Source organism: Pseudomonas sp. GV085, assembly GCF_003050925.1.
In the GTDB taxonomy this organism is placed as follows: domain Bacteria; phylum Pseudomonadota; class Gammaproteobacteria; order Pseudomonadales; family Pseudomonadaceae; genus Aquipseudomonas.
In genome coordinates this window covers 38,499-53,042 of the sequence record NZ_QAOV01000023.1, presented here as the reverse complement: position 1 = coordinate 53,042, position 14,544 = coordinate 38,499, and the positions used below count along the sequence as shown (strand labels likewise).

General features: G+C 60.1%; 13 protein-coding genes. 10 read left to right on the top strand and 3 right to left on the bottom strand.

From position 1 onward, the window contains the following. Positions 1-297: 297 nt before the first annotated feature. Positions 298-1,791: a CoA-acylating methylmalonate-semialdehyde dehydrogenase gene (locus C8K63_RS29330; RefSeq protein ID WP_108219875.1), complete on the bottom strand. Its 1,494-nt coding sequence runs from the start codon at positions 1,789-1,791 to the stop codon at positions 298-300. A gap of 177 nt (positions 1,792-1,968) precedes the next feature. Further along, the gene (locus C8K63_RS29325) at positions 1,969-3,318 is read right to left on the bottom strand and encodes an aspartate aminotransferase family protein (protein WP_108219874.1); all 1,350 of its coding nucleotides are present in this window, start codon (positions 3,316-3,318) and stop codon (positions 1,969-1,971) included. A 153-nt stretch (positions 3,319-3,471) separates the two neighbouring features. On the opposite strand from C8K63_RS29325, the gene C8K63_RS29320 reads away from it, so the two are divergent. The 6 genes from C8K63_RS29320 to C8K63_RS29295 all read left to right on the top strand — a co-directional run bounded on the left by C8K63_RS29320 (position 3,472) and on the right by C8K63_RS29295 (position 10,030). After that, positions 3,472-4,392 (top strand): LysR family transcriptional regulator, encoded by a 921-nt coding sequence (locus C8K63_RS29320; RefSeq protein ID WP_007971880.1) that lies wholly within the window; start codon positions 3,472-3,474, stop codon positions 4,390-4,392. A 227-nt stretch (positions 4,393-4,619) separates the two neighbouring features. Further along, the gene (locus C8K63_RS29315; RefSeq protein WP_008050321.1) at positions 4,620-5,270 is read left to right on the top strand and encodes a TetR/AcrR family transcriptional regulator; all 651 of its coding nucleotides are present in this window, start codon (positions 4,620-4,622) and stop codon (positions 5,268-5,270) included. 18 nt (positions 5,271-5,288) lie between these two features. Beyond that, positions 5,289-5,873: a YigZ family protein gene (locus tag C8K63_RS29310; protein ID WP_108219873.1), complete on the top strand. Its 585-nt coding sequence runs from the start codon at positions 5,289-5,291 to the stop codon at positions 5,871-5,873. A 547-nt stretch (positions 5,874-6,420) separates the two neighbouring features. Continuing rightward, on the top strand, positions 6,421-7,986 hold the full coding sequence (locus tag C8K63_RS29305) for an ABC transporter ATP-binding protein (RefSeq protein WP_108219872.1): 1,566 nt from the start codon (positions 6,421-6,423) through the stop codon (positions 7,984-7,986). A gap of 11 nt (positions 7,987-7,997) precedes the next feature. Beyond that, on the top strand, positions 7,998-9,104 hold the full coding sequence (locus C8K63_RS29300; protein WP_108219871.1) for an ABC transporter permease: 1,107 nt from the start codon (positions 7,998-8,000) through the stop codon (positions 9,102-9,104). Then, complete coding sequence (locus tag C8K63_RS29295; protein ID WP_108219870.1) at positions 9,104-10,030, top strand: ABC transporter permease; 927 nt, start codon at positions 9,104-9,106, stop codon at positions 10,028-10,030. Before C8K63_RS29300 ends, C8K63_RS29295 begins: the two co-directional genes overlap by 1 nt. Positions 10,031-10,069: 39 nt before the next feature. Here C8K63_RS29295 and C8K63_RS29290 read toward each other — a convergent pair whose 3' ends face one another. Beyond that, entirely contained in the window at positions 10,070-10,519 is a 450-nt protein-coding gene (locus tag C8K63_RS29290) for a hypothetical protein (protein ID WP_108219869.1), read from the bottom strand. A 79-nt stretch (positions 10,520-10,598) separates the two neighbouring features. Between C8K63_RS29290 and C8K63_RS30570 the strand changes: the two genes are divergently transcribed. From C8K63_RS30570 to C8K63_RS29270, 4 genes are all read left to right on the top strand, one after another. Next, positions 10,599-10,757, top strand: coding sequence for a hypothetical protein (locus C8K63_RS30570; protein ID WP_177413264.1), 159 nt, complete (start codon positions 10,599-10,601; stop codon positions 10,755-10,757). Between the two features lie 19 nt (positions 10,758-10,776). Continuing rightward, positions 10,777-11,466 carry an SDR family oxidoreductase gene (locus C8K63_RS29285; protein ID WP_108219868.1) on the top strand — a complete coding sequence of 230 codons (690 nt, stop codon included), beginning with the start codon at positions 10,777-10,779 and terminating at the stop codon, positions 11,464-11,466. Between the two features lie 249 nt (positions 11,467-11,715). Continuing rightward, the gene (locus C8K63_RS29280; protein ID WP_108219867.1) at positions 11,716-13,074 is read left to right on the top strand and encodes an 8-oxoguanine deaminase; all 1,359 of its coding nucleotides are present in this window, start codon (positions 11,716-11,718) and stop codon (positions 13,072-13,074) included. 328 nt (positions 13,075-13,402) lie between these two features. Next, positions 13,403-14,485 carry a BMP family ABC transporter substrate-binding protein gene (locus C8K63_RS29270; protein WP_108219866.1) on the top strand — a complete coding sequence of 361 codons (1,083 nt, stop codon included), beginning with the start codon at positions 13,403-13,405 and terminating at the stop codon, positions 14,483-14,485. The last annotated feature ends 59 nt before the right edge of the window (positions 14,486-14,544 follow it).

Genomic DNA, 14,544 nt, shown 5'->3' with positions numbered 1-14,544 from the left:
TTGCGCTTCAGATCTCTCGTCAGCGGGAGGCGAATTCTACAGCGTTACACGCTGCTGTCAACACCTCTTTTTCAACTCCCTTTTGGCTTCGATGACCTGAAGCGACCTGCTGCCGAAAACTGCGTAACTCTTTGTTTACCAAGGAGTTTTCCGTTTCGACTGCGCCGGAAGTGGGGCGAATTATAGACACCTGGAATCTGCCGTCAACAGCTATTTTCACAATTCTGTCATATAGGGCAAAAATGCCCCGAAAACAAAAAGGCCGACCCAATGGGTCGGCCTTCTGCGCCCTTCTACTTACAAGCTAGGGAAGGCGAACTGCGAAGCTTCATGGCTCGCACGCTGCGGCCAGCGCTGGGTGATGGCTTTGCGGCGGGTATAGAAACGCACGCCATCCGGGCCGTAGGCGTGCAGGTCGCCGAACAGCGAACGCTTCCAGCCGCCAAAGCTGTGATAAGCCACCGGCACCGGCAGCGGTACGTTGACACCGACCATGCCGACTTCGATCTCGTCGCAGAACAACCGAGCTGCTTCGCCGTCACGGGTGAAGATGCAGGTCCCGTTGCCATATTCGTGATCGTTGATCAGTTGCATGGCTTCTTCCAGGCTGTTGACCCGAACAACGCAAAGTACCGGCCCGAAGATCTCTTCTTTATAGATACGCATCTCTGGCGTGACGTTGTCGAACAGGCAGCCACCCAGGAAGAAGCCTTCCTCGTGGCCAGCCACGGTCAGGCCACGGCCATCCACTACCAGCGTCGCACCGGCGGCTACGCCGTCTTCTACATAACCGCTGACTTTGTCGCGGGCCTGGCCAGTGACCAGAGGCCCCATGTCCAGACCGCAAGAAGTGCCGGCACCGATTTTCAGTGCCTTGATTTGCGGAACCAGTTTGGCCACCAGTGCATCGGCCACCTGATCACCCACACACACCGCTACCGAGATCGCCATGCAACGCTCGCCGCAAGAACCGTATGCCGCGCCCATCAGTGCGCTGACAGCGTTATCCAGATCCGCATCCGGCATCAGCACGGCATGGTTCTTCGCACCGCCCAGGGCCTGGACGCGTTTACCGCGCTTGGTGCCTTCGCTATAGATGTATTCGGCAATTGGCGTCGAACCGACGAAGCTCAGCGCTTTGACTTCCGGCGCTTCGATCAATGCGTCCACCGCAGTCTTGTCACCATGCACCACGCTCAGTACGCCTTTCGGCAGGCCAGCCTCCAGCAGCAACTGGGCGATCAGCAGCGTCGAGCTCGGGTCACGCTCGGACGGTTTGAGGATGAAGCAGTTGCCGCAGACGATCGCCAGCGGGTACATCCACAACGGCACCATGGCCGGGAAGTTGAACGGCGTGATACCGGCAACCACGCCCAGCGGCTGGAAGTCAGACCAGGCATCGATGTTCGGGCCGACGTTACGGCTGTACTCGCCCTTGAGGATTTCCGGAGCCGCGCAAGCGAACTCTACGTTCTCGATGCCGCGCTTCAGTTCACCGGTCGCATCTTCCAGGGTCTTGCCGTGCTCTTCGCTGATCAATTGCGAAATGCGAGCTTCGTTCTGCTCCAGCAGTTGCTTGAAGCGGAACATCACTTGGGCACGCTTGGCCGGTGGCGTGTTGCGCCAGGCCGGGAATGCAGCCTTGGCCGCGTCGATGGCGCTCTGGATGGTTTCGCGGGTCGCCAGTGGCAGCTTGTGGATAGCCTGACCGGTAGACGGGTTGAACACATCAACCGCGCGACCGTTCTCGGTCACCAGTTCGCCATTGATCAAATGCGGAATAACGCTCATGGAAGCTCCTGAAAAATTGTCCACAGGCGCCCTTCAACGGGTGCCTGCTACATAGATAGCTTTTGTAGGAGCGAGCTTGCTCGCGAAGATAGTGAGGGCGCCGCGTTCATCCAGGCAGCCCGCATCATCGTTAACGTCCATCGCAAGCAAGCTCGCTCCTACAGGTGTTTTGTCAAATCAGTCGATCTTGCTCAGTACTTCGCCGACCGCGTCGAACAGACGATCCAGGTCCTGCGGCTTGCTGTTGAAGGTTGGGCCGAACTGCAGGGTGTCGCCGCCGAAGCGCACGTAGAACCCGGCTTTCCACAGCGCCATGCCGGCTTCGAACGGACGCACGATCCCGTCGCCGTCACGTGGGGCGATCTGGATCGCGCCGGCCAGGCCGAAGTTGCGGATGTCGATGATGTTCTTGGTGCCTTTGAGGCCGTGCAGCGCATTTTCGAAATGCGGTGCGACTTCAGCCACGCTCTGCACCAGGTTTTCCTTTTGCAGCAGGTCGAGTGCTGCCAGGCCCGCGGCGCAAGCCACCGGGTGCGCGGAATAGGTGTAGCCATGGGGGAATTCAACCGCGTATTCAGGCGTCGGCTGATTCATGAAGGTCTGGTAGATCTCGGAGCTGGCAATCACCGCGCCCATCGGGATCGCACCGTTGGTGACTTGCTTGGCGATGCACATCAGGTCCGGGGTCACGCCGAAGGTGGTGGCGCCGAACATGGTGCCGGTACGGCCGAAACCGGTGATCACTTCGTCGAACACCAGCAGGATATTGTGCTGGTCGCAGATTTCACGCAGACGCTTGAGGTAGCCCTGTGGTGGAACCAGCACGCCAGCGGAACCGGCCAATGGCTCGACGAAGACCGCCGCGATGTTCGACGCATCGTGCAGTTCGATCAGTTTCAACAGTTCATCAGCCAGGGCGATACCACCCTGCTCCGGCATGCCACGGGAGTAAGCATTGCTGGCCAGCAATGTGTGCGGCAGGTGATCGACGTCCATCATCGCCTGACCGAACAGCTTGCGGTTGCCGTTCACGCCACCGAGGCTGGTGCCGGCGATGTTCACGCCGTGGTAGCCACGGGCACGGCCGATCATTTTGGTCTTGGTCGACTGACCTTTCAGGCGCCAGTAAGCGCGCACCATCTTCACGGCAGTGTCAGCGCACTCGGAGCCCGAGTCGGTGAAGAACACGTGGTTCAGGTTGCCCGGGGTCAGGTCGGTGATTTTTTCAGCCAGCTGGAAGGAAAGCGGATGGCCGTACTGGAAGCCTGGCGAATAATCGAGAGTACCCAGTTGCCTGGCAACCGCTTCCTGGATTTCCTTGCGGGTGTGCCCGGCGCCACAGGTCCACAGACCGGACAACGAGTCATACACCTTGCGACCCTTGTCGTCGATCAGCCAGCTGCCTTCGGCGCCAACGATCAGCCGAGGGTCGCGCTGGAAGTTGCGGTTGGCGGTGTACGGCATCCAGTGGGCATCGAGCTTGAGCTGGCTGGCCAGAGAAGTCGGGGCGTTTTCAGACAAGTTCATGAGCGTAACCTCGCAAGGCGATAAGCGGCATAGGAATGTAAAACCGGCGATTGAAAACCGTTGTTGCAGCTAAATTGCCACGAGGATAAAGTCGGTGAAATGCAACTTTTCTAATGTTCAGTCAGCCAATTACTAAACTTTTGAGTAACCAGCATGAGCACTCGCCGTCCCGATCCGCTGGCCCAGGTCAGCGACTTTGATATTCGCCTGCTGAGGATCTTTCGCAGCGTGGTCGAATGTGGCGGCTTCTCCGCGGCGGAAACCGTGCTGGGCATCGGGCGCTCGGCGATCAGCCAGCAGATGAGCGATCTGGAGCAACGTCTCGGCCTGCGCCTGTGCCAACGGGGACGTGCCGGGTTTTCCCTGACAGAAGAAGGCCGCGAGGTCTATCAATCGGCGTTGCAGCTGTTAAGTGCGCTGGAAAGCTTCCGTACCGAGGTCAATGGCCTGCACCAGCACTTGCGCGGCGAATTGATCATCGGTTTGACGGACAACCTGGTCACCCTGCCCCACATGCGTATCACCCATGCCCTCGCACAATTGAAAGAGCGCGGTCCGGACGTGCAGATCCAGATCCGCATGATCGCGCCCAATGAAGTCGAACAAGGTGTGCTCGACGGCCGTCTGCACGTCGGCGTAGTGCCGCAGGCCAGCGCTCTTTCCGGGCTGGAATATCAACCGCTGTATAGCGAGCGCTCGCTGTTGTACTGCGCGGTCGGCCATCCATTGTTTTATGTCGACGACAAGCAACTGGACGACGAACGCCTGAACAGTCAGGACGCCATCGCGCCCACCTTCCGATTGCCCGCGGAGATCCAGGCCCATTATCAAGCGCTCAATTGCACCGCCAGTGCCTCGGACCGCGAAGGCATGGCGTTCCTGATCCTGACCGGGCGCTATATCGGTTACCTGCCGGATCACTACGCGAGCCTTTGGGTGCAGCAGGGCCGATTGCGCGCATTGAAAGCGAAAACGCGCTTCTATGATCTCAGCCTGGCGTCGGTCACTCGTAAAGGGCGCCGCCCGCATCTGGTGCTGGAGAGCTTTCTCGAAAGCCTGGCCGCTACACGCTGATTCGTCGGATATCAGAACTGTAGGAGCGGGCTTGCCCCGGGCGGCGTTCCGACGAAGAGGCCGGTGCATTCAGCATTGATGTTGGCTGACCGGCCGCCTTCGCTGCGATGCGGCGACCCGACAAGCCAGCTCCTACAATGATTGGTTTTGCCCCAAAGACTTGTCTGTAGCCTGCGGGTACGCTATCAACGCACTGGCCGCACCCACCCATCTTCTCGGAAATGCCTATGACCTTTGAAGTCCCAGCCCACGGCGCAAAACCCGTCAGCCGCATTCGTCAGAAAAACGAAGAGACCATCATCAAAGCCGCCGAAGACGAGTTCGCCCGTCACGGGTATAAAGGCACGAGCATGAACACCATCGCCCAGAATGCCGGGCTGCCCAAGGCAAACCTGCATTACTACTTCACCAACAAGCTCGGTTTGTACGTGGCGGTGCTGAGCAACATCATCGAGTTGTGGGACAGCACCTTCAACACCCTCACCGCCGAAGACGATCCGAGCGAAGCATTGACCCGCTACATCCGCGCGAAAATGGAGTTCTCCCGACGCCAGCCACAAGCCTCGCGGATTTTCGCCATGGAAGTCATCAGCGGCGGTGAATGCCTGACCGAGTACTTCAACCAGGATTATCGCGCCTGGTTTCAGGGCCGTGCGGGCGTGTTCCAGGCCTGGATCGACGCCGGTAAAATGGACCCGGTCGATCCGGTGCACCTGATCTTCCTGTTGTGGGGCAGCACCCAGCATTACGCCGATTTCGCCACGCAGATCTGCCGCGTCACCGGGCGCACCCGGTTGACTAAACAGGACATGGAAGACGCCGGGGACAACCTGATCCGCATCATTCTCAAGGGCTGCGGCCTGAAACCTGCCATTTAAGTAGCCATTCAGGTACGTATGCCTTTTACCCTCAGCGGTTTTTGCGAATACCGCGAAGAGATTCGCAAGAGCCGCTTCATTACCTTCGCCGCGCCAGTCTCCACCCCGGCCGAGGCCCAAGCGTTCATTGAACAGCACAGTGACTTGAATGCATCGCACAACTGCTGGGCGTGGAAGCTCGGCGATCAGTATCGCAGCAGTGATGATGGCGAGCCCGGCGGTACAGCCGGCCGGCCGATTCTGGCGGCGATCGAAGCGCAGGATTGCGATCAGGTCGCGGTGCTGGTGATTCGCTGGTATGGCGGCATCCAACTGGGCACCGGTGGGCTCGCCCGGGCCTATGGCGGTGGTGCAAACAAGTGCCTGCAAGCGGCGCCAAAGATTGAGCTGATCAGCCGGGTGCCGCTGCGTTGCGCTTGCGGATTTGCCGAGTTGACCCTGGTCAAGCTACGAGTGGCTGAGGCAGGTGGATTGGTTGTGGATGAAAGCTTCACCGCCAATGGTGTCGAGTTGCAGTTGGCCGTAGGTGATGCGCAGATCGACACCTTGCAGTCACAACTGGCCGATTTGAGTCGCGGACGTATTTTGTTGCAGCAGCGCTAAAAAGCTTCAGCACAAGCTGCAATCTTTTGGGGCACGCCGCTTTTTCACTTATTCCATATTTGCCCACATCTGCTGTGCACCCGGCTGTGGATAACCTGAGCACATACGGCTGTAACCGTTGTGTCATACGGCTTTGCGGACTTTGCTCAATTTTCGTCCTATTTGCCATCAAGCCCATCAAATTCAAATAAAAACAACCAGTTACAACGGTTTATCGCCATTAGAAGAAAGCCACTCAGTGCTTATGCCCGTGCTTTGAGCTTGCGCACAAATACTGTGGAGCAATCTGTGGATAACCCGTTCATGGCCGTCTCGGCACCCTGCACGGTATGGCTTGTAGTCGGTTGCTCATTTTTTGAGCAAAACCGCACGAGCAAAATCGGGGCTTGATTTGCACCATTGCCCCCATGTGGTGCCGGACTCTGCGTGGCACATTTGAAAGCCGCGTACTCAACGCCTCTGCTCGCAGGACTTCGACGTTTTCCTGACCATATGGCCAGAAAATTGCTTTATCCACAGGCTCAAGCCCAACAGCACCGAGCCTGTCATGCCCAATCGTTCTCCAACCCCTGATCCGATTCCGCGCCTGCAACTGCGCAGAATCACAAAACGCTACCCCGGTTGCCTGGCCAACGACGCCATCGACCTGACCATTGCCCCTGGCGAGATCCATGCCCTGCTCGGCGAAAACGGTGCGGGCAAAAGCACCTTGATGAAGATCATCTACGGCGTCACCCACGCCGATTCCGGCGAAGTGATCTGGCAAGGTCAGCGGGTGAGCCTGCGCAACCCGGCGCAGGCCCGGGATTTGGGAATCGGCATGGTGTTCCAGCATTTCTCACTGTTCGAAACCCTGAGCGTGGCGCAGAACATCGCCCTGGCCATGGGTGCGGCGGCAGGCACACCCAAACAGCTTGAGCCGAAGATTCGCGAAGTGTCCCGGCGCTACGGCATGGCGCTGGAACCTGAGCGACTTGTCCACAGCCTGTCGATCGGTGAACGGCAACGGGTGGAAATCATTCGCTGCCTGATGCAGGACATCCGCCTGTTGATTCTCGATGAACCGACTTCGGTGCTGACACCGCAAGAGGCCGACGACTTGTTCGTCACCCTGCGCCGGCTCGCCGCCGAAGGCTGCAGCATTTTGTTCATCAGCCACAAGCTTGGGGAAGTGCGTGCGTTGTGCCATAGCGCGACGGTATTGCGCGGCGGACGGGTGGCCGGGCACTGTCTGCCGGCGGAGTGTACGGATCAGCAGTTGGCGCGGTTGATGGTCGGTGAAGCGGCGGAGTTGATCGCAGACTATCCGAAGGTTACTGGTGGTGATGCGTTCCTTGATGTCCGTGGCTTGTCCTGGCACAACCCGGACCCGTTCGGCTGCTCGCTCAAGGACATCGACCTTGAAGTGCGCGGCGGTGAAATTGTCGGCATCGCCGGTGTCGCCGGCAATGGCCAGGATGAGTTGCTGGCCTTGCTCAGCGGCGAAGAGCTGCTGCCTCGCAACGTCAGCGCGACGATCCGTTTTGGCAAGGAGCCCGTCGCCCATTTGCGCCCCGATATACGCCGCCAACTTGGCCTGGCATTTGTCCCTGCCGAACGCCTGGGACATGGTGCGGTGCCAGAGTTGAGCCTGGCGGATAACGCGCTGCTGAGCGCTTTTCAGCAAGGATTGGTGAGTCACGGTCTGATTCAGCGCGGCAAAGTCGAAGCACTGGCCGAGGAAATCATCCACCGTTTCGGCGTCAAGACACCCGATAGCCAGACACCGGCCCGCAGCCTGTCCGGCGGTAACTTGCAGAAATTCATCCTCGGCCGGGAAATCCTCCAACAACCGAAACTGCTGGTGGCCGCGCATCCAACCTGGGGTGTGGATGTCGGTGCCGCCGCCACCATTCATCGCGCCTTGATTGCTTTGCGCGATGCTGGCGCGGCAATCCTGGTGATCTCCGAAGACCTTGACGAACTGTTCCAGATCAGCGACCGCCTCGGCGCCTTGTGCGGCGGTCGACTGTCGGCGCTCCACGCCACCGTCGACACCCGCCTGAGCGATGTCGGCGGCTGGATGGCCGGCCAGTTCGGTGCCCCTCAATCACTCGCATCCGCCACGCGCTAACGGAGTGTCACATGCTGCTTTCCCTTGAACCCCGTGGCCAGCAATCGCGCCTGATGCTGTGGTGCTCGCCGTTGCTGGCGGCGGTCCTGACCCTAGGCTGTGGATCCTTGTTGTTTATCGCGCTCGGGCACGATCCGTTGCTGACCTTGCACACGCTGCTTATCGCACCGGTCAGCGACCTGTACGGCGTCTCTGAACTGTTGGTCAAAGCCCTGCCGATTCTGCTCTGCGCCCTGGGCCTGGCCGTCGCGTATCAGGCACGTATCTGGAACATCGGTGCCGAAGGTCAACTGCTGCTCGGCGCGTTGGCCGGCAGTGCGCTGGCGGTGAACATCATCGATCTGCAAAGCCGCTGGGCACTGGTGCTGATCCTGCTCACAGGCACCCTGGCGGGGGCCGCGTGGGCCGGCCTTACGGCGTGGTTGCGCACGCGCTTCAACGCCAATGAGATCCTGACCAGCATCATGCTCAACTACATCGCACTGAACCTGCTGCTGTTCTGCGTTCACGGCCCTTTGAAGGATCCCGCCGGGTTCAACTTCCCTGAGTCAGCGATGTTCGGTGACGCCAGCCGCATGCCGCTGTTGATGGCGGATGGCCGGGTTCATGCCGGGGTGTATTTCGCCCTGCTCGCGTTGGTGGTGGTCTGGGTGTTGTTGCAGAAAAGCTTTGTCGGTTTCCAGATCAAGGTGCTCGGGCTGGACAAGCGTGCCGCCGGTTTTGTCGGCTTTCGCGAGAAGCGCCTGATCTGGCTCGCGCTGTTGATCAGCGGTAGCCTGGCGGGGCTGGCCGGGGTGTGCGAAGTCACCGGCCCCATTGGCCAGCTGGTGCCGCAGGTCTCGCCGGGCTACGGCTATGCGGCGATCACCGTGGCGTTTCTCGGCCGCCTGAATCCTGTCGGCATCCTGTTCTCCAGCCTGTTGATGGCGCTGCTGTACATCGGCGGCGAAAGCGCACAAATGAGCCTGAACCTGCCGCAAGCGATCACCCAATTGTTCCAGGGCATGATGCTGTTTTTCCTGCTGGCCAGTGATGTGCTGATTCTCTACCGACCGCGCTTGAACCTGCGCCGGACCCGTCGCACCCAAGCCACCGCCGTACAAGCAGGAGCGCTGTGATGGATATCGATCTGCTGAGCAATATTTTCTACGCCATGGTCCGCTGCGGTACGCCGTTGCTGCTGGTGGCGCTGGGGGAACTGATCTGCGAGAAAAGCGGCGTCCTCAACCTCGGCCAGGAAGGCTTGATGCTGTTTGGCGCGGTGATCGGTTTCATCGTCGCGTTCAGCACCGGCAATCTGTGGCTCGGCGTGTTGCTGGCGATGCTCGCCGGGATGTTGCTGTCGTCGCTGTTTGCCCTCGTGGCGCTGGTGTTCAATGCCAATCAGGTGGCCACCGGGCTGGCCCTGACGATTTTCGGCGTGGGCCTGTCGACCTTCGTCGGTGCGGCGTGGGTCGGCAAGCCGCTGGCGGGGTTCGAGCCGGTGGCGATTCCATATTTGAGCGAGATCCCGCTGATCGGGCGGATGCTGTTTGCCCAGGACCTGTTGGTGTATCTGTCGTTCGCGTTGTTCGCACTGGTGGCCTGGGTGATTCTGAAAAGCCGCATCGGGTTGATCATTCAAGCGGTCGGCGAAAATCCCGACGCCGCCAGCGCCATGGGCTTGCCGGTTTTGGTTGTACGCACGTTGGCGGTGTTGTTCGGCGGCGCAATGGCAGGGTTGGCCGGGGCTTATCTGTCCCTGGCGTACACGCCGATGTGGGCGGAGAACATGAGCGCCGGGCGCGGCTGGATTGCCCTGGCGCTGGTGGTGTTCGCCAGTTGGCGGGTGTGGCGCCTGCTGCTCGGCGCGTACCTGTTCGGGCTCGCCAGCATCCTGCACCTGGTGGCGCAGGGGTTGGGGCTGGCAATTGCGTCCAGCCTGCTGGCGATGCTGCCGTATGTCGCGACCATTGTGGTGTTGGTACTGCTGTCCCGGGATGCAGTGCGCACACGGTTGTATGCGCCGGTGTCGTTGGGGCAGCCGTGGCGGGCTGGGCATTAATGGTTGTTTGGGCGGACGCCATCGCGAGCAGGCTCGCTCCTACATATTCGCGTCTTGAGCAATTATTGTGTCTGACGCAAACCCTGCTCGCGATGGCGTCCGCACAGGCAACACCTGAGCCACGCCCCACGCCAATTCAAACACCAGAAAAACCACCAGCAGCGAACTCGCGCCATGGATCAGGGCATAGGCCTGCCAGGCCGAGAACAGGAATCTGCCCACGGCGTCATACCGCCCATAAACCTGCTGCGGATCACGAATCCGCAGCACCGACCATACGCAGACAATCGACCCCAGCAGATTCGCCATCAACATGTGCGCCGGTTCGAACGGTGGCAGCTCACCGGGCAAACTCAACGCCTGACTCACGCCCGTCAAAACCCCATGCAACGCCGCAAAACTCCACGGCGTGACAAACGCGAGCATCACGATCAGGTCATACCAGGCGCTGCCTTGCACCAACCGGCGATATTGCGTTGTAGTCCACATCGACATTGCTCCATCAATTCAGGGAGCAACAAGGCTAAAGCCTGGAGTATGCTCCAGGGTCAAGCCCCCTCGAGACGTCATGATGCGCATCGGTGAATCAGCCCAGGCCAGCGCCGTCACGCAACTGCTGCAAGACAAACTCAAACTGATCGAAGCCCGCATGGCCGAACTCGGCGCGCTGCGCGACGAGTTGCAACAACGGCTCGGGCAACAGTGTCCATTGAATCCACGATCCTGAATTTTCAAGGAAGCCAATCATGTCCAAGGCAAAAACCGCACTCATCATCGGCGCCTCCCGGGGGCTTGGCCTCGGGCTGGCGAAAACCCTGCTGGCCGACGGCTGGCAAGTCACCGCCACCGTGCGCGATCCGCAAAAAGCCGAAGCCTTGCAGGCCCTGGGCAATGTGCGGATCGAAAAGCTCGACATGGACGATCAACAGGCGGTGTCCGCCCTGAGCCAACAACTCAAGGGGGATGTGTTTGACCTGTTGTTCGTCAATGCCGGGGTCAAGGGGCCGGAAGTCCAGACACCGAACGGTGGCGCGACAATGGCCGAAGTCGGTCAACTGTTCTTCACCAACGCCGTGGCGCCGATCAACCTGGCCCAGCGCTTTGTCGACCAGATCCGCCCGGACACCGGCGTGCTGGCATTCATGAGCTCAGTGCTGGGCAGCGTGACCATGCCCGATGCGCCGGAACTGGCACTGTACAAGGCCAGTAAGGCGGCACTGAATTCCATGACCAACAGCTTCGTCACTCAATTGGGTGAAACAGGGCTCACCGTGCTGTCACTGCACCCGGGCTGGGTGAAAACCGATATGGGCGGTGAAGACGCGGACATCGACGTGGAAACCAGCACCCGTGGCCTGGTCGATCAGGTGAATGCGTATGTCGGCAAGGGCGGGCATCATTTCATCAATTACCGGGGCGAAACCATTCCCTGGTAATCACCGCCGCCCACTGTAGGAGCTGGCTTGCCAGCGATGGTGTATCAGCTATATCAACGTCGACTGACACACCATCGCGAGCAAGCTCGCTCCTACAGAGGGTTTTGCACCTGCCTGTCGGGCCGGGCTTGCCCATAACGGCGTTTTGATCGACACTTCGCACCTCGCCTCCCCGGCGACCCTGGATCAGCAGACAGGGCAACACTGAGCTGGCAACCCTGAACCCAACTTTCAGAGGAGCCGGCCAACATGGCTGCGATCCGTACCTGGTTAAAAAATCCCCTCGCCATTTTCACGGCCAACGGTCTCGATGCCCGTGGCGGTCTGGTGCTGCAAGACGGTTTGATCGTCGAAGTGCTCGGCGCCGGTCAACAACCGTCCGCACCGTGCAACGAAGTGTTCGATGCCCGCGAGCATGTGATCCTGCCGGGCCTGATCAACACCCATCACCACTTCTATCAAACCCTGACCCGCGCCTGGGCGCCGGTGGTCAATCAGCCTCTGTTTCCATGGCTGAAAACCCTGTACCCGGTCTGGGCACGTCTGACTCCGGAAAAACTCGCCCTCGCCACCAAGGTCGCCCTGGCCGAATTGCTGCTGTCCGGTTGCACCACCGCCGCCGACCATCACTACCTGTTCCCGGAAGGCCTGGAAAACGCGATCGACGTGCAAGTCGAGAGCGTCCGCGAACTGGGCATGCGCGCCATGCTCACCCGTGGTTCCATGAGCCTCGGAGAAAAGGACGGTGGCCTGCCGCCGCAACAGACCGTGCAGGAAGGTGAAGTGATTCTCGCCGATAGCCAGCGGCTGATCGCCGAGTACCACGAACGCGGTGACGGCGCGCAAATCCAGATCGCCCTGGCTCCGTGCTCACCGTTCTCGGTGACGCCGGAAATCATGTCGGCCAGCGCCGAACTGGCGAACAAACTCGACGTGCGCCTGCACACCCACCTGGCGGAAACCCTCGACGAAGAAGACTTCTGCCTGCAACGCTTCGGCCTGCGCACCGTGGATTATCTGGACAGCGTAGGCTGGCTCGGCCCGCGTACCTGGCTGGCCCATGGCATCCATTTCAACCCGGATGAAATCGCCCGTCTCGGTGGCGCCGGCACCGGTATTTGCCATTGCCCGAGTTCGAACATGCGCCTGGCCTCGGGCATCTGCCCGAGCATCGAGCTGACCGATGCCGGTGCCTTGCTGGGTTTGGGCGTGGACGGCTCGGCATCCAACGATGCCTCGAACATGATGCTCGAAGCGCGTCAGGCCCTGTACATCCAGCGCTTGCGCTACGGCGCCGAGAAGATCACCCCTGAGCGCGTGCTCGGCTGGGCGACCAAAGGTTCGGCCAGTCTGTTGGGGCGTACCGATATCGGTGAACTGGCCGTGGGCAAGCAGGCCGACCTGGCCCTGTTCAAGCTGGATGAACTGCGCTTCTCCGGCAGCCATGATCCGGTCTCGGCACTGCTGCTGTGCGGCGCCGATCGCGCGGACCGGGTGATGATCGGCGGCAAGTGGCGGGTGATTGACGGGCAGGTCGAAGGGCTGGATCTGAAGGGGTTGATTGCCGATCACAGCCAGGCCGCGCGGCAGTTGATTGCAGGGGTCTGATACACCCAGATCAAAACTGTGGGAGCGAGCTTGCTCGCGATGGCGGCATGTCAGTCGACATATTTTGTGAATGACACACCGCTATCGCGAGCAAGCTCGCTCCCACATTGGTTTTGTGGAGGGTCATCGCCTTCTGGATTGATGCACCAGTGGATGGCAGCCGTGCAAGGACATGCACTTTTATCGGACTTCAAAGACCCATCGCGAGCCAGCTCGCGATGGCATCACCGCGGATTCACGTTTTGTTGTCTTATTGGTCAGCAATTTGCATTGCCCTGTGCAAGCCCGAGAGCCCAGCCAACCTCACAACAAAATGGAGTTCCAATTCATGCACAACCGCCCGTTGAAGAAGCTGCTTTGCGCCGTTGCGGCGGCCATCGGTCTGAGCGCCGGTCTGACCGTCAGTGCCAACGAACCGCTGAAAGTCGGCTTCGTCTATATAGGTCCGATCGGTGACCACGGCTGGACGTATCAGCATGAACAGGGGCGCAAGGAACTCGCAGAAAAATTCGGTGCGCAGATCACCACCAACTACGTGGAAAACGTCGCCGAAGGCGCCGACGCCGAGCGAGTGATCCGCAACATGGCCAAGGACAAATACGACCTGATCTTCACCACCTCTTTCGGCTACATGAACCCGACCGTGAAAGTCGCCAAACAGTTTCCCATGGTGACCTTCGAACACGCCACCGGCTACAAGCAGGGCAACAACCTCGGCACTTACCTGGCGCGCACTTACGAGGGCCGCTACGTCGGCGGCTTCCTCGCGGCGAAGATGACCAAGACCAAAAAAGTCGGCTACGTCGCCTCGTTCCCGATCCCGGAAGTGATCCGCGACATCAACGCCATCCAGCTGGCATTGAACAAGTACAACCCCGGCACCGAGATCAAGGTGGTGTGGGTCAACTCATGGTTCGATCCGGGCAAGGAAGCGGATGCCGCCAACGCGCTGATCGACCAGGGCGTGGACGTGGTGTTCCAGCACACCGACAGCCCCGCGCCGATCCAGGCCGCCGAACGTCGCGGCGTGTATGCCGTGGGCTACGCTTCGGACATGGCGCACTTCGGACCGAAAGCGGTGCTGACCTCCATCGTCAACGACTGGGGCCCGCACTACATTCAGGCAACCCAAAGCGTGATCGACCATGACTGGAAATCCCGGGACTACTGGGGCGGTTTGAAAGAAGGCACCGTTGAGCTGCCGATCAGCGACCTGGTGCCGGCGACGGTGAAGAGCGAAGCCGAGCAGCTCATCGCCGATATCAAGAGCGGTGCGTTGCAACTGTTCACCGGGCCGATCAAGGATCAGGCCGGGGTCGAGAAAATCCCCGCGGGCGCGAGCGCGACCACGGCGCAACTGGCTTCGATGAATTACTACGTGGAAGGCATGAAGGCCGAGATGCCGAAGTAATTCTTCAGCCAGAACACAAAACCCTGTGGGAGCGAGCCTGCTCGCGAAGGCGTCTGTAC

Bases quoted from the DNA above. Each gene is read 5' to 3' on its own strand.
- C8K63_RS29330 (WP_108219875.1), bottom strand. From the start codon at position 1,791: ATGAGCGTTATTCCGCATTTGATCAATGGCGAACTGGTGACCGAGAAC.
- C8K63_RS29325 (WP_108219874.1), bottom strand. From the start codon at position 3,318: ATGAACTTGTCTGAAAACGCCCCGACTTCTCTGGCCAGCCAGCTCAAG.
- C8K63_RS29320 (WP_007971880.1), top strand. From the start codon at position 3,472: ATGAGCACTCGCCGTCCCGATCCGCTGGCCCAGGTCAGCGACTTTGAT.
- C8K63_RS29315 (WP_008050321.1), top strand. From the start codon at position 4,620: ATGACCTTTGAAGTCCCAGCCCACGGCGCAAAACCCGTCAGCCGCATT.
- C8K63_RS29310 (WP_108219873.1), top strand. From the start codon at position 5,289: ATGCCTTTTACCCTCAGCGGTTTTTGCGAATACCGCGAAGAGATTCGC.
- C8K63_RS29305 (WP_108219872.1), top strand. From the start codon at position 6,421: ATGCCCAATCGTTCTCCAACCCCTGATCCGATTCCGCGCCTGCAACTG.
- C8K63_RS29300 (WP_108219871.1), top strand. From the start codon at position 7,998: ATGCTGCTTTCCCTTGAACCCCGTGGCCAGCAATCGCGCCTGATGCTG.
- C8K63_RS29295 (WP_108219870.1), top strand. From the start codon at position 9,104: ATGGATATCGATCTGCTGAGCAATATTTTCTACGCCATGGTCCGCTGC.
- C8K63_RS29290 (WP_108219869.1), bottom strand. From the start codon at position 10,519: ATGTGGACTACAACGCAATATCGCCGGTTGGTGCAAGGCAGCGCCTGG.
- C8K63_RS30570 (WP_177413264.1), top strand. From the start codon at position 10,599: ATGATGCGCATCGGTGAATCAGCCCAGGCCAGCGCCGTCACGCAACTG.
- C8K63_RS29285 (WP_108219868.1), top strand. From the start codon at position 10,777: ATGTCCAAGGCAAAAACCGCACTCATCATCGGCGCCTCCCGGGGGCTT.
- C8K63_RS29280 (WP_108219867.1), top strand. From the start codon at position 11,716: ATGGCTGCGATCCGTACCTGGTTAAAAAATCCCCTCGCCATTTTCACG.
- C8K63_RS29270 (WP_108219866.1), top strand. From the start codon at position 13,403: ATGCACAACCGCCCGTTGAAGAAGCTGCTTTGCGCCGTTGCGGCGGCC.